15 protein-coding genes are annotated in these 17840 nt (G+C 44.3%); 7 read left to right on the plus strand and 8 right to left on the minus strand.

Annotated elements, in window-relative coordinates; translation table 11 throughout:
- The first annotated feature begins 129 nt into the window (after positions 1-129).
- The gene (cbiE, locus tag QUA54_RS08110) at positions 130-1446 is read left to right on the plus strand and encodes a precorrin-6y C5,15-methyltransferase (decarboxylating) subunit CbiE (protein ID WP_333414101.1); all 1317 of its coding nucleotides are present in this window, start codon (positions 130-132) and stop codon (positions 1444-1446) included.
- Between the two features lie 166 nt (positions 1447-1612).
- Here cbiE and QUA54_RS08115 read toward each other — a convergent pair whose 3' ends face one another.
- The 6 genes from QUA54_RS08115 to QUA54_RS08140 form a co-directional block, all read right to left on the minus strand.
- Positions 1613-2485: a CPBP family intramembrane glutamic endopeptidase gene (locus QUA54_RS08115; RefSeq protein ID WP_333414102.1), complete on the minus strand. Its 873-nt coding sequence runs from the start codon at positions 2483-2485 to the stop codon at positions 1613-1615.
- A gap of 141 nt (positions 2486-2626) precedes the next feature.
- A complete protein-coding gene (locus tag QUA54_RS08120; RefSeq protein WP_333414103.1) occupies positions 2627-4285 on the minus strand; it encodes a pentapeptide repeat-containing protein in 1659 nt (552 codons plus the stop codon).
- 178 nt (positions 4286-4463) lie between these two features.
- A complete protein-coding gene (gene lpxD / locus QUA54_RS08125; RefSeq protein WP_333414104.1) occupies positions 4464-5504 on the minus strand; it encodes a UDP-3-O-(3-hydroxymyristoyl)glucosamine N-acyltransferase in 1041 nt (346 codons plus the stop codon).
- 143 nt (positions 5505-5647) lie between these two features.
- Complete coding sequence (locus tag QUA54_RS08130) at positions 5648-5965, minus strand: YkvA family protein (RefSeq protein ID WP_333414105.1); 318 nt, start codon at positions 5963-5965, stop codon at positions 5648-5650.
- A 413-nt stretch (positions 5966-6378) separates the two neighbouring features.
- Positions 6379-7494: an SPFH domain-containing protein gene (locus QUA54_RS08135; protein ID WP_333414106.1), complete on the minus strand. Its 1116-nt coding sequence runs from the start codon at positions 7492-7494 to the stop codon at positions 6379-6381.
- A gap of 617 nt (positions 7495-8111) precedes the next feature.
- Positions 8112-8234 carry a hypothetical protein gene (locus QUA54_RS08140; protein WP_333414107.1) on the minus strand — a complete coding sequence of 41 codons (123 nt, stop codon included), beginning with the start codon at positions 8232-8234 and terminating at the stop codon, positions 8112-8114.
- A 57-nt stretch (positions 8235-8291) separates the two neighbouring features.
- Between QUA54_RS08140 and QUA54_RS08145 the strand changes: the two genes are divergently transcribed.
- From QUA54_RS08145 to QUA54_RS08165, 5 genes are all read left to right on the plus strand, one after another.
- Positions 8292-8612 carry a DUF433 domain-containing protein gene (locus QUA54_RS08145; protein WP_333414108.1) on the plus strand — a complete coding sequence of 107 codons (321 nt, stop codon included), beginning with the start codon at positions 8292-8294 and terminating at the stop codon, positions 8610-8612.
- Entirely contained in the window at positions 8605-8940 is a 336-nt protein-coding gene (locus tag QUA54_RS08150; protein WP_333414109.1) for a DUF5615 family PIN-like protein, read from the plus strand. The genes QUA54_RS08145 and QUA54_RS08150 overlap by 8 nt, the downstream gene beginning before the upstream one ends.
- A 381-nt stretch (positions 8941-9321) precedes the next feature.
- A complete protein-coding gene (locus QUA54_RS08155; protein ID WP_333033791.1) occupies positions 9322-9522 on the plus strand; it encodes a type II toxin-antitoxin system VapB family antitoxin in 201 nt (66 codons plus the stop codon).
- Positions 9519-9923 (plus strand): type II toxin-antitoxin system VapC family toxin, encoded by a 405-nt coding sequence (gene vapC / locus QUA54_RS08160; RefSeq protein WP_333414110.1) that lies wholly within the window; start codon positions 9519-9521, stop codon positions 9921-9923. Before QUA54_RS08155 ends, vapC begins: the two co-directional genes overlap by 4 nt.
- A gap of 207 nt (positions 9924-10130) precedes the next feature.
- Positions 10131-14711, plus strand: a complete 4581-nt coding sequence (locus QUA54_RS08165) for an SMEK domain-containing protein (protein ID WP_333414111.1) — start codon at positions 10131-10133, stop codon at positions 14709-14711.
- A gap of 187 nt (positions 14712-14898) precedes the next feature.
- Here the strand turns inward: QUA54_RS08165 and rlmD are convergent, their stop codons facing one another.
- Complete coding sequence (gene rlmD, locus QUA54_RS08170; protein ID WP_333414112.1) at positions 14899-16311, minus strand: 23S rRNA (uracil(1939)-C(5))-methyltransferase RlmD; 1413 nt, start codon at positions 16309-16311, stop codon at positions 14899-14901.
- Positions 16312-16783: 472 nt separating this feature from the next.
- On the opposite strand from rlmD, the gene QUA54_RS08175 reads away from it, so the two are divergent.
- Positions 16784-17269, plus strand: coding sequence for an allophycocyanin subunit alpha-B (locus QUA54_RS08175; protein WP_172185605.1), 486 nt, complete (start codon positions 16784-16786; stop codon positions 17267-17269).
- A gap of 127 nt (positions 17270-17396) precedes the next feature.
- Here QUA54_RS08175 and QUA54_RS08180 read toward each other — a convergent pair whose 3' ends face one another.
- A complete protein-coding gene (locus QUA54_RS08180; RefSeq protein ID WP_333414113.1) occupies positions 17397-17780 on the minus strand; it encodes a hypothetical protein in 384 nt (127 codons plus the stop codon).
- Positions 17781-17840 lie beyond the last annotated feature (60 nt).

Consider the following 17840-nt stretch of genomic DNA (forward strand, 5'->3'; position numbering starts at 1 on the left):
TGTGACAATAGTCAGGATATTGCCTATTAAATGCTTTAATTATTTTTGTTTGACAGTAAAGTCAAGGAAAAAATTTATGAAAAACCAGGAAAAATCAGTAATTCTGGTTTTTTACTTTTTGCTTAAAAAGTGACAGTACACGTTGTTGGTATAGGTTTAGATGGAGCTGCTGGGCTGAGCGAATCGGCGCGGCAGGTTGTAGAAATGGCCGCTCTGCTAATAGGGAGCGATCGCCATTTGAGCTATTTCCCGCACCATTCCTGCGAGATCTGGGTGTTGGAAGATTTGACGGCAGCAATTCTAGAAATTAAGCGCTGGTTGGCGACTGATGCGAATTTAGAGCCAGATCCAGGGACTTTTTCGCCCCCCTCTACCCCCTCGTCTCAACTCATTGTAATTTTAGTGGCCGGCGACCCGCTGTTCTACGGCTGGGGAAAGTTGTTAATTGCCCAATTGCCAGCAGAAAAATTGACTTTTCACCCCCACGTCAGTTCTGTGCAGTTGGCTTTTAATCGCTTGCAAATCCCTTGGCAAGACGCTCATTTTGTGGGTTCTCAAGGACGTTATTTTGAGGAACTGACTGCCAAACTCAAGCTCGGTGTCGAGAAAATTGCAGTGCTCGCCGACGAAACTCATACTCCCGCAGCCCTGGCAATTTGGGTAAAAGCTCTAGATTTGCCTACACGCTACGAGTTTTGGGTTTGCGAAAATTTGGGTTCTGCTGACGAGCGGGTGGGCCTGCGTTCTCTGTCAGCTTTGCTGGGAGAGTCTTTTGCACCGCTGAGCGTCGTTGTGATGCTGCGGGAGTCCCCGGCGGGGACGGAACCTTTGGATTTGGAAAAGTTGCCTTTGTTGGGAATACCGGATGCAGCTTTTATCGGTTGTGGCGACAAGCCTGGTTTGACGGTGGAACGTGAAGTGCGGGTGTTGGTTTTGGCACAATTGGCTTTGCAACCGGGACAAGTTGTCTGGGATGTGGGTGCTGGTAACGGTTCTGTGTCGATCGAAATTGCTCGTTTATTCCCGCAGTCTGAGGTTTATGCGATCGAACAAACGGTTTCTGGTACTTCTGCGATCGAGTTCAACTACGGCCGTTTTGGCCTCCAAAATGTGTTTTCGATTTATGGAACTGCCCCGGAAATCTTGCACCGCTTGCGTCCTCCGCACCGGATTTTTATTGGCGGTAGTGGCGGAGGGTTGACTAAAATTTTGGGCGTTTGCGCCCTGCGGCTGCTTCCTGGAGGCTCGATCGTGCTGGCTTTGGATGCTTTTGAGGATATTGCTACTGTGTTGAGCTGGATGGGCGATCGGGTGCGCCGAGAACCGCACTGGAGTTACCGAATCGTGCAAGTGCAATTGTCGCGTTCTCTGGCTGGGGGAAATTCAACTCGTTTTGACGCGCTGAATCCGGTTTCGATTGTGACGATCGATCGACATTTGAATTAATGTCTGAATTTTAACCGACGATTAACGTAGATTAATGCCTGTGTTATCTGTGTTTTTTGTGGTTTTAGTTCTCGCTTGATTGAATCTAATCTTTTTTTACGGCAGAGGGCGCAGAGGAAGAGAGGAAGAGTAGAGGTAATTTTAAAGGGGTTTGGGGTATTAGGTTTTAATTTTTAATTAAGAACAGTACGGCTGCTGTTGCTAGCAATAACAGAATTCCGGCTGCACCTGCTAGAGGCTTGGCGGCAATTCCTGTAATCCATTCTGGTACCCTAGAAGTAGGTTTAATTGCGCCTTCCGTATCTACGGTAGTTATACCCCAAATCCAAGCTGCGTGAATGCCGATCGCCAATCCTAAACTGCCATTGTCGGCGATGCGGGCTAATGTTAAAACCATCCCCATCAGCCACAATCCGGGCAGTTGCGGTAGAGTTTCTTTGGCGGCCCAAATTAGATGGGCGATCGCAAAAATGAAACTGGCGATCGCTGCTGCGATTAGCACTGAGTAATCTTGCTGGAGGATTGTTTGCAAGCAGCCGCGAAAGATTAACTCTTCTGTGGCGCTAATCCACACTGCTAATAACAGAGTCAGCAGACTAGCAGGGTTAAAAATTAAAGTCCAAAAATTAATTTGTTTTTCGACTGTTTCGGTGGTGGAAGTTTCGCTTTTTTTTAGCTCGATCCACCCTGCTGTTAATTGCAGACCGAATAAAATTACTAAGCTGATTATTCCTAATCCTAATCCCCGCAGTAATGACATCAAAACTGCGGGTTGCAATTCCCAACCCCAGTTAGTAAAAGATGTGTTTTCTATCCAACTTGTCGCCCATAAAATGAAGGGGACAATCACGTATAGGGAAGCTAGTAAAGGTAGTTTTTTGTTTCCCAGGGGTTGGGGCGGATGCCATTTGAGGGCGATCGCCAGCACAATCGCTGCGGGAAGCCACACAACAATCCAAGTTGAGAAAAACAAGATTATTTTGACAATTGCTGGTATTGACGGCGACAGCAGTCGCAGGTTGTTTAGGTGATTCCACATTTTAATAGCTATAGTCCTGGACGCATCAACTCTATTGCAATGACTAATTGAGTCCTAGCTTTTATCTGACGAGATATTACCTCTTTAACGATCGGAAAGCCGCGAGCTTTTGATTGTGGAGGACTGTGATGGGCCAAGCTTCTAATCTGCTTGCATCCATCCCTCAATAATTGCTACCAAAACATTAACTAGCGGGTTATCTACCGCCTCTTTAAATGCTTCAGTACCTCCTGATTTGAAGGCGCCAATCACTCGTGCTTTCAAGGTGGGATTATTCTTTATTTCATCAGCAGCCTTGGCTGCAATTATCATTTTTTCTGTCTCAGTTGTAGTAGGATTAGTTTCTTCTAGTTGCTTCAAAAGCTGTGAAATTTCTGCTGCTGCTTCATCCAGACTTTGCTTAGATGAGTAGTCATTTAGAATTCCACCTATCTGTGTTCCTCCATCTCCAGCGAAGCCACCACCGAACTTTGAACCTCGAAGATCGTATTTAGGAGTTTCTGCCATGAGTTTTTGTACCTCTGTTTGCTGTTGAAGTATGTTATGTAGATTATTAATATTTTCTCTTAAAGTTTGAGTTTCCTGCTGATACTGTACGATTTGAGTTTCTTTAACAGAAATCTCTGTTCTATATTTTTCTTCCAGAGATTCGCTTATCAATTCATGGATTTGCATGAATTCCGCATGAGTTTCCTTCCGATCTACATCCGGAGACATACCAACCTTAATTACATAAATATCTTCCCCTTTCTCGTCTATGCTCTGGATGTCTAACTGAACATCTTCATGTTTGGCTTGCAGAGCTTTAAATGAGTAGACAAAAGCTTCATAATCAATAGCATCGCAGATAACTATATCAATTGTTTTAAAATTTTTTTGGAAAACTTTTGTAAATTCTCCTGGAGTAAATCTTCTTGCTACGGGATAGGGTTTTCGCCTGTTAGAATCCAAATAAACAAACTCACAAATTACTCCATTGAAATTCGCCTTATTACATTGCCAACCTTCAATACAGACTCCAGTAAACTTGGCAAAAGCGAATTGAGCATTTACTGCTTGAGTGTGTGAAAGATTAGCCTTGGTAAGATTAGCTCCATAGAATTCAGTCCCGTTAAGATTAGCCCCACTGAGGTTAGCCCCACTGAGGTTAGCCCCACTGAGGTTACTCTCAATTAGATTAGTATTAATTCCCTGGAAATCATATCCATTGTATTCGAGGTGTGCCTTACGGAGGTTAGCCCTGCTGAAGTCAGTTCCGCTGAGGTTAGCTCCATTAAGGTAAGCTCCACTGAGGTTAGCCCCACTAAGATTAGCCTCAATGACCTCAGCAGACTTAAGGTTAGCCTTACTGAGGTTAGCTTCACCAAGGTCAGTCCCAAGAAGGTAAGCTTCACTGAGGTTAGCTCCACTCAGATCGGCATCACGGAAGTTAGCATTAGCTAGATGAGCCTCTTTAAGGTTAGCTCCTACGAGGTTAGCCTTGCTGAGGTTAGCATCGGTAAGGTCAGCTTCGCTGAGGTTAGCCTTGCTGAGGTTAGCATCGGTAAGGTCAGCTTCAATGAGTTGAGCCTCGCTAAGATTAGCTCCGCTGAGGTTAGCACCATTGAAGTTAGCCCTGCTTATATCTACCTCGCTGAAGTCCGAGCCGCTGAGGTTAACCCCACTAAAGTCAATCCCGCTGAAGTCTCGACGGAACCTAATATAGCTAATATCTACCTCTACATCAAGATTTTTCTGTCGCCAAAAGTTCCAGCTATCTACACCCTGCTTAAGCAGGTCGAGAAATTCCTGTTTTTCCATCTAGAGCTAGACGCATAGTTCCAGTACATATCATATATCAGCTTTTTCTTTAGTGGTAGGGAGTGCTACAACTGAGGGAAAACTGACGAGCATTCATCACAGCTTGATCGGCGACGTAAACGCACTGGTTTCTCCGAGGTTTCTGATGACAACTGCCAACTACCAACTACCAACTGACTTACCGATCGAGCTTGCGCTGAATTTGCCTCAGAGACTGGTACATTTCGGGCAAGCGGTTGTAGATTGCTGTGGCTTTTAGAAATAGTTTGTGGGGAATTGCTGGAATGCCCGTCACGATCGCACCTGCAGGCACGTCGCTGTGAATTCCGGCTTTGGCAGTGGCGATCGCCCCATCTCCGATTTTGGCTTGATTGGCAATTCCCACTTGACCTGCCAAAATTACATTGTTGCCAATTTTTACCCCGCCGGCCATGCCAACGTGAGCGGCAAAGGCGCAATTTTTTCCTACTTGACAGCCGTGACCTACGTGTACTAAATTGTCGATTTTTGTATTCTGGCCGATGCGGGTTTCTCCGACAGCGGGCCTGTCGATCGTGCTGTTGCAGCCAACCTCAACGCCCTCTTCCAATACAGTGCAGCCAGACTGCTCCATTTTCACCCACCCTGTGGCTGTCGGCACGAACCCAAAACCTTCGCTGCCGATCGCCGCACCGCTGTGAATCACGCAATTTGCCCCGATGCGAGTACGTTCGTGAATGACACAATTAGCGTGTAAAACTGTGCCGGGGCCTATTTCCGCATCTGGGTAAATTACGACATTTGGATGAATGCAAACGTTGCTGCCAATTTTGACTTTTGCTTGAATAACGACGTGGGGGCCGATATAGACATTTTCACCAATTTCTGCTGAGGGGTGAACGACGGCTGAGGGATGAATTTCGGATGCTGGGCGAAACGGTTGATAGAAAAGGGCGATCGTTTCAGCAAACAGCAGTCGCGGATCTGCTGCGGCAATCCAAGCGATGTTGCGATCGTCACATTGAGCTTGGAGGCTTTCATCTAAGGGCAAAATTAAAGCAGAAGCATTTGTCGAGGCTGTATGAGAGGCAAATTTAGCACCTTCTATGTAACTGATTGTGCCCGATCGAGCTTCATCGACTGGGGCCGCGCCAGTAATTTCCGGATCGGTAGCAACCGACGCTGTGAGGCTGCTACTGGTGGCTAAATTAAGTTTTTGTACTATTTCACTAAACTTCATCTATAAAAATTTGTTGTTAACACAGATTGACCATAGTTAAAATTACCAGCTTTAGAGCACGATCTGAGCAGTTGCCATTTAAAAAACAAAAACCCCGGTTTCTTGAAGAAGTCGGGGTTGTAGCGATCGATTATTTTTGGCAATTATTTTACAGAAACTGCATCTACGTCAACGGTGCTGCCTTTGGCTTCAGAATAATTGGCACCGGTGGCTTCGGATGCTGAAGCTGTCTCTGTTTGGCGGGATTTAAAGTAGTCGATCGCCATTTGGGACACTTCGGAAATCAGCAAGACTGCGATCGCCACATCGTCAATTTGTCCGACGACGGGAAGAAAGTCTGGGGCGATGTCGATCGGGCTTACCAGATATGCCAGCGTTCCCAGAATAATCCACCAGCGGTACTTGGGGTTGCGGAGGGTATCGCGATACCAGTTGTAAACAGATTGTATAGAAAAGCTCATGGGGTTGTCCTCTACTTATATTTTCAATCTTGACAAATTGTCGCTCGAAATGCTTGTGGAGATATCCCCCCTAAGGTTGGCAAGAGACTTCTACCTGGGAGTATAGGGAATCGGGGAGGGAGAAGCTGTCAAGCTGTGTCGGAAGGGCGAGGACTCTTGACAACGCCCCTACAGAAACCTGACAGATGAAAGCCGATGGAATTAATCTGTATTTATCTGCGTTTATGTGCGGTAAAAAAAACATTCATATTGTTGATGGTAGATTCGGCATCTATTAATTGTATATCGTGATTAAAGCAAGTTACTTAGATTGGGATTTTTCAACCGCAGATGTCAGCAGATAAACACTGATGAACGCCGATGGGATTTATCTGTATTAATCTGCTGTTTAAACAAATCTTCATCTCTCTCACTCACGAATTTTGAAAGATCCATTTTTGGTCGCCGATCGCAATTTCGCAGCCATTGGGCAGCCAAAAAGGCTCGTTAGCAGCCAGCCTCTGCCCACCCACAAAAGTGCCGTTGGAACTGCCGCTATCGACAAGCTGATATCGCTGTTTGCCAAGTTCGTCAGTGGCGCGGCGGATTTGAGCGTGGTAGCGCGAACTTTGCGGATCTTGCAATACTAAAGTGTTGGTTGGTTCGCGTCCAATTGTAAAGGGATTGGCTGTTAGGGCGATCGCTTCTCCAGAAAGTTTGTAGATTAAATATGCGGTTGTTTTGCGATCGCTGCTTGCGAGTACCGTCGGTGCAAGTTGGGGAGGATTTCTCCCAGCAGGGAGACTGTTTTGAGCAAGTTGTTGTGTTAGTTGTTGTAAATCTCGATCGAACCCTGCTGCTGTGTCTGAAGCTGGAAGACTCGCAGGAGAATTACCTGAAATTAAGTTTAACTGCTGTACGGGAGATTGAGGAACAATCGGACGACCGGCTTCGGCAATTCTCATTTGCAGGGCGGCGGCATTTTCTGCTTCCTGTCGGGCACTCATTCCCTCAACTTGGCGAATAACTCCGTTAGTCTCGGGAAAGCTGACATCGCCAATTCGCACGTCTTCTAAGTTAAAACCTAGAGTATAAAAATCTTGGACGCGATCGAGCAAATTTTGGCGCAGCAACAGCCGTCCTTGACTGATAAGCTGTTGTAGGGGTATTTGCCCGATCGCTAATCCCATACAATCCTTAACTGCACTTGCTAAAGCACCTATAGGATCGGACAATTCCAAAGCTACCCGTTTCGGATCTATAACTTGATAAATAACGGTCAGAGTGGCATCAATTAAAAACCGATCCTTAGACAAAAAATCTCCGTGCGACTGCACCTCCAAATTGCGGAGTTTGGTGTCTACGAGGACAATTTGAGACTGTTCCAGCAGGGGAAGGGCAAAGCTGAAATGTCGCCCGGATTTTAGGGTACGCACGGCGCGGCCGTTTTTGACCAACACACCCGTGTAACCCGCCCCTATAAAGTCCATACTAAAGCCGGCCCAGCGTTCGGGTGTGACGGTTTGAATCAGTGGAGAAGCGTTGTTCATGGGAGGGAGTTGAGGGAGCGAAGATTCTAATTTTAGGGTAACAAATTGCTGGGGACGAGCGATCGGGCGGTGTGCCGGTTCGGCAACCTCTATTCTATACTTTAGGACTCCCCCCGATTCAGGCCGGACTGGATCTAGCTTGCATCTAGTTGGCACTGAGGGCGATCGAAATACTGTTCGTAGGGTGCGTCTGATCCTTAAAACCTATTGAAATTGAAAGAATTAATATCTAACGCATCCTATAATTTTGTTTAACTGTGACGAAAGCTCAGTGATTTATTGGCTATAATTAAGGCATCAGGCTAGGAGCGTAAGTCAAATGAATACGATCGCGATCGCCCTTTCAGATGAGCGCCTCCTGAAGTTACAAAAACTCGCTAACGACTTGAATGTATCGATAGAATAATTACTTTTAATAGGCATCAAAAACTTACTCGCACACCCAGAAAGTCTTTCACCTAATACTGCTCAAAATATTCTCAACAAAAATGCTATAATTCCCCCTGATATAGTTGACAACTTTTATGTATCAGCTTGGATAGATTGGGGGAGAAATCAAGGCTATGCGATTGAATAGAATGTAGAGAAGACCAGAATTTGAACATGAAATCGATGGATTAGTTGGTGACAGCTACGGAGTTGTAGGTCAAATTCTTAAACGTGCGGTAAATCAGTATTTTAAATAGATGACGCGGGATGTCGGCGGCAATTAATGTTTCCAGAGCGCGATCGCGCTGCATCTGTTTGTGCTAAGATTAAAGAGCTTAAACATTACTGATTAAGAGGGTTTAACTAAGATGTCTAAGGAATCAGTCATCACAGAACATATCGAAATTACGCCTGGGGTACTTGGTGGTAAGCCACGCATTGCGGGCCATCGAATTGCTGTAGCACACATCGCCGAAATGTATCTGAGAATGGGAATTTCTATAGAAGAAATTGCCGGCAAGTATGACTTACCACTTGCCTCAGTTCATGCTGCAATGACCTATTATTACGATCGTCGAGAAGAAATCGATCGTCGCACTGCTGAAAGTCGAGCTATTGTGGAAGAATTAAAGCGAAATAGTTCACCATCTCCGTTACAAGAAAAATTGAGGGCAATTAGAGGTGAGTGAGCCAATTCGTTTTCATTTAGACGAACATATTGACTCTAACATTGCGCGTGGTTTGCGTCGTTACGGGATAGATGTTACAACAACAGTTGATGCAGGATTGCGTACTAAAAGCGATGAGTCACACCTGGCATTTATTCGCGAACAGCAGCGCGTGATAGTAACTCACGATGACGATTTTTTAATTATGGCAAGCGATACCACAGATTATCCGGGTATTGTCTATTGTCCTCCTAATTCTCGTTCTGTGGGCGAGATTATCCGTAGTTTGATTTTAATTTATGAAGTGTATGCGCCTGAAGAAATGATCGGAAGGATTGAATATCTTTGACATGATTTTAAGGAGATCGCACTTTCGGAAAATAAGGACGATCGCACTTTGAAAAAGGGACAATTGCGCTACACCCAAAGCATTATCAAACTGCTTTGAGGTATTGCGTTACAGGCTTCAAATCGATGTCATCGTTGGAAATCAGTATTTTAAATAAATGACAGGTGATGCCCGCTGCAATCGAAGCTTCCAAATCGCGAGCTTTGAGCAGTCCTCATAAATGCCGACTTGCGTGACTTACGCAAGCTAAACAGGCTTTTCATTCTCCCGCGAACTAAATGCAGAAAGCGATCGCCCATTGATAGAGTTTCAGTGCTACACTAAAATTACAGCATTGTTCGGTGGCAATTGCGTGATACCCTACTTGCACGAGGAAAATATATGGTAACTACGCTCGAAATTGACAAAACTCTCCTTCAAGAAGCCCTTGACTTGAGTAACCATCCAACACCTACTACATTAATCGAAGCAGCTTTACGCGAGTACATTCAACGTCGCAAACAACTAAAAGTAATGGAATTGTTTGGTACTATTGATTACGATGAAGATTATAACTACAAGCAACAGCGACAAACTTTATGAATGTTCTTGTTGATAGTTCCGTTTGGTCGTTGGCCTTGCGGCGCAACACAACAAATGATGCGATCGCTATTGTTAATGTACTGCGTGATTTGATTGCAGATGGACGAGTTGTTTTACTGGGGGCGATTCGTCAGGAGGTGCTTTCTGGGGTACGCTACAAGGAACAGTTTGCTCGATTGCGAGAGTATCTTCGTGCTTTTCCTGATTTAGAGCTAACAACTGAAGATTATGAGTTAGCCGCAGAGTTTTTCAATACCTGTCGCAGTAATGGCGTTCAGGGTTCAAATACTGATTTTCTGTTATGTGCCGTTGCTCATCGTCGAGGCTACACCATTTTCACTACTGATAAAGATTTTGAGAATTTCCGATCGCACATTCCTGTCGTATTACTATCAGGGTGATTTCTCAGTTTATATCTTAACTTAGGGATGCCGATCGCACTTTTGGATTTGAGATGTCCGAGGCACGATCGCAATGCAGGGAAAATAAGGGCGATCGCACTTTAAGATTGAGGAGGGGAGAGGGGCGATCGCAAAGCAGGAAAATCAGGGCGATTCCCTGTAAGGTACAATAATAACCAGAAGTAAATCAGTTTCTGAATATAGAGTATGAATCTTGAGCGATCGCAACAAAGAATTAGAGTTTTGATGTCACGGTTTGTTGAGCAGGTTAGGAGTGCAACAGCAATGCAAAAAACAGACATTAATAAACTTGCTCAAACTATATTAATTCCTCTCCTTGCTGAAGTTTATGGCTATCAAAATCTGAAGGATTTGGATTTTACAGAAGGTAGTAATTACCCCAGCGTTGATTTAGGTGATGAAACTGCAAGAGTGGCTTTTCAAATTACATCCACGCGTGGTATTGAAAAAGTTAAACATACATTAACCGAGTTTGTTGAACACAAACTTTACGAAAAATACGATCGGATAATTATTTATATAATCACAGACAGACAAAAAGACTACTCGGATACAGAAATTAACAAAATAATTCAGGGTAAGTTGAGTTTTGATGTCAAAAACGATATTTGGGATTATCGGGATATCCTTGGAGAGGTTGCTAAATTCCAAATTGAGAAAGCCCGTGAAGTTGAAAAAATTTTAGAGGCAAACTTTGGTGAAGAAAGAAAAGAACCTGACTGGGAAGTAGTTGATAAAGTTGATCAAATTATCAACGAATCCACTGAGTTGTTTGTAGGAGGTTCAGAAAATTTCCAAAAACTGGACAATTTTTTAGCTGATAACTCCAGTGGTGTAATGCTCGTGAGGGCTGGTGCTGGTTTGGGTAAAACATCACTTTTGGCTAACTGGATCCGGGAACGGCAAGGTAACAGATGTTTTATTGCCTATCATTTCTTCAGCCAACAATATGATAAAACCCGCTATGTTAAGAGTGCTTATTGGAATTTATTACGACAAATTTATAGCTATTACGAACTCTACCATGAGCAACTGCCAAACGAACTAGATGAGTTAAGGAAAAGGCTATACAACATATTAAAAGAGCGTGGCGCCAGGCAAGATAAGCCCTTAGTCATTGTTATAGATGCCTTAGATGAAATCGACGCAGCCGAAATGCCCTTCTCGCTACCCTTTCTCACTCCTCTGCCTCAGAATGTATTTGTTATTGTTTCAGCGAGAGCAGAATCCGACGAAGAGCCAAAATATCTAGAAAACTGGACAGAAAAATCGCAAAAGTTGCACCTTGAATATTTGCCAAGAGAAGCGATCGCAGACTGGTTACGAGAAACTGGTGACGGTGAGTTAGCAGTATTTGCCGAAGATACAAATTTCGTTACCCAATTAGATGAAATTACTCAAGGCTTTCCACTTTACCTGAGTTATCTAATTGATGAGTTGAGTCATGCAGTAAAACAAGGAATTGATCTGCACTCCATTTTAGCGCGAACTCCCAAGGGCTTTTCTATCTATGTAAAGCAGCAGTTTCAACAACTGGCAAATGTAGCACAGATAAGGCAACACCCAGAAGTCAAGGAATTGTTCGCCTTGCTGTCAGTAGCATTGGGTGTGCTATCAGAAGATGATATTCAAGAGTTAACCAATCTAGATGAATGGGGCTTGGCAGCTTTACCTTGGCAGGCCACTCGCTGGTTCAGTGTTCAAAAAGGTTTCTACAGCTTCGCTCACCCATTACTAGCGCAGGAGTTTCAAAGTTTGCTGGGGCGTCAGGCACAGCAAGCGCGGGACAAGCTAATTGAATACTGTGCTAGGTGGCAGGAACGCTCCATTCCTTATGCTTTGCGGCATTATGCAGAACATTTAAGCGAGGCGAAGCAGTGGGAGGCGTTGTATGCGATCACACGTAACGAAGACTTTTACTCGCACTCTATTAAACAGTTTCCCGATGAGCCTGACTTGCCTTTGAAGACGGTGCAGACTGCCTTGTTAGCCGCCGCCGAGGAAGACAAAGCAGGAGAAATGGCAGAATTTATGCTGTTACACGCACGGCAACTGTTGCAGACAACCGCGCAAGATTCACCCCTAGATGCTTTGCGGAAAGGCTCTTTAGAACGAGCTTGGAGACTGACAGATTTATATGAAATTGAGCGGCGTATATTGTGGTATTTATTGCTGGCGTGGGAGTTGAAAGATACAGGCAGATTTGAGGAAGCAGAGGAAACACTGAAGCAATTGCAGCAGCAGGAATTACCTCGTTTATCAACTCATCCAGATATAGAGTGGCAAAGCGAGTATGCTACTTACCTACTCGCCTATGTTTTTGAAGTGAGTGAGAAGATCTGTACTTCTTTAGAGCAAAAACTTTTAGATGATCGCTACCGCTGTATTTTATGTGTGAATCTCAGCGAGCGTGGTAACTTTGCTGCCGCCTTAAAAACTTTGCAGGGCGTTAGCGCACAAATATTATGGCAAGTGCGGACGCTGTTAAATATAGCAAAAGCGCAGGTACAGAAAGGAGATATAGAATATTATGCTACCTTTACCAACGCTATTGACATTGTAAAAACACTTGTTTCAAACTCATCGTGGGAAAAGTGGGTATTGATAGGGAATATAGCAAAAGCCCAAATAGAAGTGGGCGACAGGGCATCAGCACAAGCCACTTTGACTGAAGCTCTTGAAACAGCAGATAATAAGATAGACAACCCATTGCATCAAGTAAATGCGTTTGTTGCTCTAGCAAATGTTCAGGCCGAGGTAGGAATGGTTGAAGAAGCGATCGCCACTCTACAAAAAATTGAATCTAAACCAGAAGTTGACCAACTTTTTATAAGTATAAATATAACTAAAGTGTGGTTCAAAATAGGAAATAAAGACAAGATTAAACCCATTTTCACAAGACATTTAGACATAGCAAATGGTATTACAGACGAAGAGAAGCAAACTGATGTTTTACAAAAAATTGTAATAGCACAAGCTGAAGTAAGAGAGTTTGAGGATGCCCGCGAAAATGCTAAAAAAATTGACTTTTTAGACAGACAAGCATACGTTTTAATGAGAATAGCAATAGAGCAAGCCCAAGTAAGAGAATTTACTACCGCACTAGAGACTGTTGAAGAAATTGAGATTAAGCATTATCAATCGGAGGCTTGGTTGGAAATTGCAACATCGCAAGCCAAGGCAAGAAATTTTCCTGGTGCTTTTGTAACTACAAGCAGGATTGAGGAGCCATTATTTAAGGAACAGGCTTTGAGGGAAATTGCAATAGCCAAAGCTGAGGCAAGCCCATTTACTGATGATGCACTTGAAATTGCTGAACAGATTGAGAGTAACCCAGAACAAATGGAGGCTTTGGTGGGAATAGTAAGGATACAAGGCAAAGTGAAAAATTTTCCCGCCCTACTGAAAATCAAGGACAAGGTTGGCGGTAAAGAGTGGAAGGAGGAAGTTTTATCAGCAATAGCAGAGGCATACGCAAAAGCAGAAGACTTCACTACTGCCTTCGAGATAGCTACAGAAATAGATATTCCATCAATGCAAGTGAAAACTCTAGGAGTAATAGCAGAGGTACAGGCACAAGTTGGACAAACTGAAGCAGCACGAGCTACTTTTGCTAATGTCCTTAAAATTGAAAAACCCCTTGAAGCTTCAATCTCCTTTATCAGGTTATTAGCCCTAGCAAGAGTAGCAGAAGTACAGGTAAAAAATGCTCAAAAAGAAGTAGGAGTGACTACCGCTAGTATTGCCTGCGAAATCGCACAAAGTATGAATAATCCGATGGAAACAGCAAATATACTAGCAGGAATATTAGTACCAATACTCATTGAAGCAGAAAAAATACAAGAAGCAAAAATTATCTGCGATCGCGCTTATGAAATTGCACAACAGATTAGTGACAACCAAGAATACCAACGCTCGAAAACTTTTGGATTCGTAGCAGAAGCACAGGCAAGGTTAGGAGAGTTTGACGTTGCTCTTAGAACTTTGGAAACAATCCGTATGCCATACTTCCATGTTGATGCACTCAGAAGTATAGTACAGTTGCAGATAGAGGCAAAGCCACAGCAAAGAGAGAAATACAAGATAGCCCTCAATGATGCTGATGAATATTATAAAAATGCCGATCCTATTTATCTAATTTTTTCAAACAAGGTTCAGCTTTTGACTATTATAGCAGTGGCACGATCAACTATAGGAGAAACCGAAGCAGCCTTAGCCACGTTTGCCGATCTTCTTGAAGCTGCAAAAACAAAAGAACAACGGGAACGTGATAAAGATTTCTCTATAATAGCCATAGGATATGCAGAAATAGGGGAATTTCCCACTGCTATTAAAATTATCAACGAGATTAGAGAAGGAGCCCAGCAACTAAACGCACTTGGGAAAATCGCCTGGGAGCAGTTCAAAAAAGGAGAACAAGTTACAACTCTTGATATCGCCCTTGCAGCTAAAGAAAAAATTGAGGATGAACAAAAACGCTTGGAAGCCCTCAAGATAATTGCTCAAATACAAGCAATTGCAGGAAAAGGTGAGGAGGCTCTAAGAACATTAGCGGCGATGCTTAGCGACCGTAACACGCACTTACGTGACCTTGCCTTATTGTTCGCTGAAACAGGTGATCGAGTAAATTTTAAACACTTGTTAATTCCCTGTGCATACTACTTAGATACTGCCTATCAAATGTGTGAATATTTAGCGCGGCTGTATCCAGAGCAAGCATCAGCAGTGGCACAAGTTTTGAGCGAATTGAATGAAGGGGAGCAATAGTGTGCGATCGCCCCTCAACAAACCAATCTAACTGAAGGGCGATCGCCACTAACCCAAACCACAAATACCTAATGTTCATTCTCTGTCGGGTTAATCAGGTAAAAAGCATCAGGAACCTCATCAAAAGATTTAACCTGCAATAAATGCTATCTGACACTTAATCAAATAAGCCCGATCGCCCTTTAATTTACCTGACCAAAAAAGCCGCACACTCAACATGAGAAGTCTGAGGAAAGAAATCCGCCGGCTGCACTCGCGCTAACTTATAATCCCCATTTTCGCACAAAATCTTCAGGTCGCGAGCCAAAGTAGCAGGCTTGCAGCTAACATAAACAATGCGATTTGGTTTGATTTCCTTGATAGCTTCCAAAACCGCGCGATCGCACCCTTTCCTCGGCGGATCTAGCAGCACAATATCCGGTGTCAATCCCAAGGATGGCAGCAAACTCTCTACAGTTCCCACCTGAAACTCGACATTTCTCACGTCATTTAACTCACCATTTAATCTGGCTTGTTCGATCGCCGCCGCTTGCACTTCTAAACCTATGGCTATTTTTACTTGTTTTGCCAGGGGTAAAGTAAAAGTACCAATTCCGCAGTAAGCGTCAACCAAAACCTCGTTGCCCTGCAAATTCAATTCCCCTACCATCACCTCTAACAACGCTTCAGCCGCCTCTGTATTAACCTGGAAAAAAGTATCGGCTCTTAGCTGAAAATTCATCCCAGCAAATCTTTCTCGCAGATAAGAACGACCCGCAAGGCAGCGAGTTTCCGCACCAAAAATCACATTAGTTTGAGCGGGGTTTATATTCAAACAAACACCTACCAGTTGAGGATATTGTTTCAGCCACTCTGATGCTTGCTCTTCGAGTCCCGGCAACTCTCCAGTGCGAACTATTAAAGTTAGCAGCATCTCGCCAGTGCGCCGTCCGATTCGCAAGGACAAGTGACGCAATTCTCCTGTATGTTTCTTTTCGTCGTAGACTGGCCAATCCCGCCAGTGGATGTCTTCTTTGACTTCTTTTAACAAAGGATTGAGGCGCGGGTCTTGCACCGGACACTGATTGAGATTGACTAATTTGTGAGTGCTTTTTTGATAGTAACCTGCTTGGACTTGACCTGTTGCAGATATTGCCACGGGATAAGTCGCTTTGTTGCGGTATCCCAAAAATTGGGGAAATCCCTCGATTTTTCCCGTTAAAATTTCATCAACTTGCGGATTGCTAAATCCGCCAATCCGTTCTAAGGCTTGAATGATTTGATTTTGCTTGGCTGCAAGCTGATATTGATAGTCTACGTGCTGCCACTGACAGCCGCCGCACTTGTCAGCGACAATGCAGTTAGCTCGGATGCGGTGTTCGGAGGTTTCGAGAAGTGTGTCCAGCTTGCCTGTAGCATAGGTGGATTTGACTTGCACGAGGCGGACAAGGACTCGATCGCCCGTCACGGTATCGGGCACAAACACTACTAACTCACCAAAACGACCAACTCCGTCGCCGGTGTCTGTCAAGTCAGTAATCTCTATCTCAATCAGTTGACCTTGCTGGCAAGGGTTTGCCAATTTCGTCGAGTTTGGGGTGGGGAATTTAGATTTGGTCACAAGTAGTCGTGGTAGGATTTAATATGGTAATGCAATATCGCTCTCTCTTTCCTGAGATAAGTCGTAGCGAAGAAGCGGGGCGCAAGCCATCGCACTCAAGCTCAATTGCAGGCTGTCTTCCTGCTGCTGAACGTCTTGCTGCTAAAGCCAAGCTTCAACCGGGGAGTCGAGCTTGTCGCGAGTTGCCTCGATCCCGTCGGTGCGATAGGCTGTTGGGGCGATGTAGCAAAAACTCGTTAAACAGTCAAAGAGTCTGCCGACATCCAAACTCTCACTCGCAATTTTTGAGTTTTTCCCGCAGTACCCTGGAACACAAGGAAACTGGCTTGAACATCAAGCATAACGCTTGGGGAGATTTACCCTCTACTTCTAGGATTGATAAATGTTAGGAGCAAGGCAAGTCTGCGAACCAAGAATCCCGTCGCCAACTGATGGGAATGTTTATTAATGTTATCCTCAAATTTGAATAACAATGAGCGTAGTTAGCCAATTAATTCTCCAAGCCGACGACGAACTTCGTTATCCCAGTACCGGCGAACTCCAAAGTATCAATGATTTCTTTAAAACCGGACAACAGCGGGTGCGTATTGCTACTGCGCTGTCTGACAGTGAGAAGAAAATTGTTGAAGAAGCTAGTAAAAAACTCTGGAAAAAACGACCTGATTTTATCTCTCCTGGGGGCAATGCTTACGGCCAGCGCGAACGGGCTTTGTGTCTGCGCGACTACGGCTGGTACTTGCGCCTGATTACCTACGGTATCTTGGCGGGTGACAAGGAGCCGATCGAGAGCATCGGTTTGATTGGCGTTCGGGAAATGTATAATTCTCTCGGCGTTCCTGTTCCTGGCATGGTCGAAGCTATCCGCTGTTTGAAGGAAGCTTCTTTGGCTTTGCTCAATCAGGATGATGCTAAGGAAGCAGCTCCTTATTTTGATTATATCGCTCAGGCAATGTCTTAATTGCTTTCGTGATTGCTTTCACGAATGTGGCGGAGCATTCGCGGGTGATTTTTGGGGTGATTTTATCTCGCAATTGCTCGCAAATGTTTCGCTTCTGTTTTGGGCAAGGAAATCTGCCTAATTTCTGCTAGGAAGCAATGCTGTTTAAGCTTTCCCAGATTTTGAGTTCGTCTTGTCTTTCAATACACATTTGATTTAAAAAGTCAAGGGTTTTTGGGAGACATTGTTTTTGGAATTTCCGGCTGTCGTAGTGAATGGATGTTTTGAGCTGCGAGAGTTCTCTAAGGGTGGGGCAGGTTTGGATATGATGCGCGATCGCATTTTGCCATTCTTCCAGCTTCCGGTAGCTGAGAAATTGTCCGCCTCTGTCCCGCCGATGCACAAACACCACGAAAGCCCAGGATTCGACTCGCTTAATTTGATTTTGGCTGATTTTGAGCAGTTGGGCGATCGACCTGATAGTGATGCGGAGCTTTTTAGATGGTTGGATGCGGCGAAACAGTGCAGTCATAGCTGTATACTCAGGGCTTGAGAGGCAAGTTCTGTTTAGAGTCAATTACATATTACTATA

It is taken from the genome of Microcoleus sp. MOSTC5, from assembly GCF_036701825.1.
Taxonomy (GTDB): domain Bacteria; phylum Cyanobacteriota; class Cyanobacteriia; order Cyanobacteriales; family Microcoleaceae; genus Microcoleus; species Microcoleus asticus.

Coding starts and splice junctions, on each gene's coding strand:
- QUA54_RS08165 (WP_333414111.1), top strand. CDS start 10,131: ATGAATCTTGAGCGATCGCAACAAAGAATTAGAGTTTTGATGTCACGG.
- QUA54_RS08140 (WP_333414107.1), bottom strand. CDS start 8,234: ATGCAGCGCGATCGCGCTCTGGAAACATTAATTGCCGCCGACATCCCG.
- QUA54_RS08135 (WP_333414106.1), bottom strand. CDS start 7,494: ATGAACAACGCTTCTCCACTGATTCAAACCGTCACACCCGAACGCTGG.
- QUA54_RS08115 (WP_333414102.1), bottom strand. CDS start 2,485: ATGTGGAATCACCTAAACAACCTGCGACTGCTGTCGCCGTCAATACCA.
- QUA54_RS08175 (WP_172185605.1), top strand. CDS start 16,784: ATGAGCGTAGTTAGCCAATTAATTCTCCAAGCCGACGACGAACTTCGT.
- vapC (WP_333414110.1), top strand. CDS start 9,519: ATGAATGTTCTTGTTGATAGTTCCGTTTGGTCGTTGGCCTTGCGGCGC.
- lpxD (WP_333414104.1), bottom strand. CDS start 5,504: ATGAAGTTTAGTGAAATAGTACAAAAACTTAATTTAGCCACCAGTAGC.
- QUA54_RS08155 (WP_333033791.1), top strand. CDS start 9,322: ATGGTAACTACGCTCGAAATTGACAAAACTCTCCTTCAAGAAGCCCTT.
- QUA54_RS08145 (WP_333414108.1), top strand. CDS start 8,292: ATGTCTAAGGAATCAGTCATCACAGAACATATCGAAATTACGCCTGGG.
- QUA54_RS08130 (WP_333414105.1), bottom strand. CDS start 5,965: ATGAGCTTTTCTATACAATCTGTTTACAACTGGTATCGCGATACCCTC.
- QUA54_RS08120 (WP_333414103.1), bottom strand. CDS start 4,285: ATGGAAAAACAGGAATTTCTCGACCTGCTTAAGCAGGGTGTAGATAGC.
- QUA54_RS08180 (WP_333414113.1), bottom strand. CDS start 17,780: ATGACTGCACTGTTTCGCCGCATCCAACCATCTAAAAAGCTCCGCATC.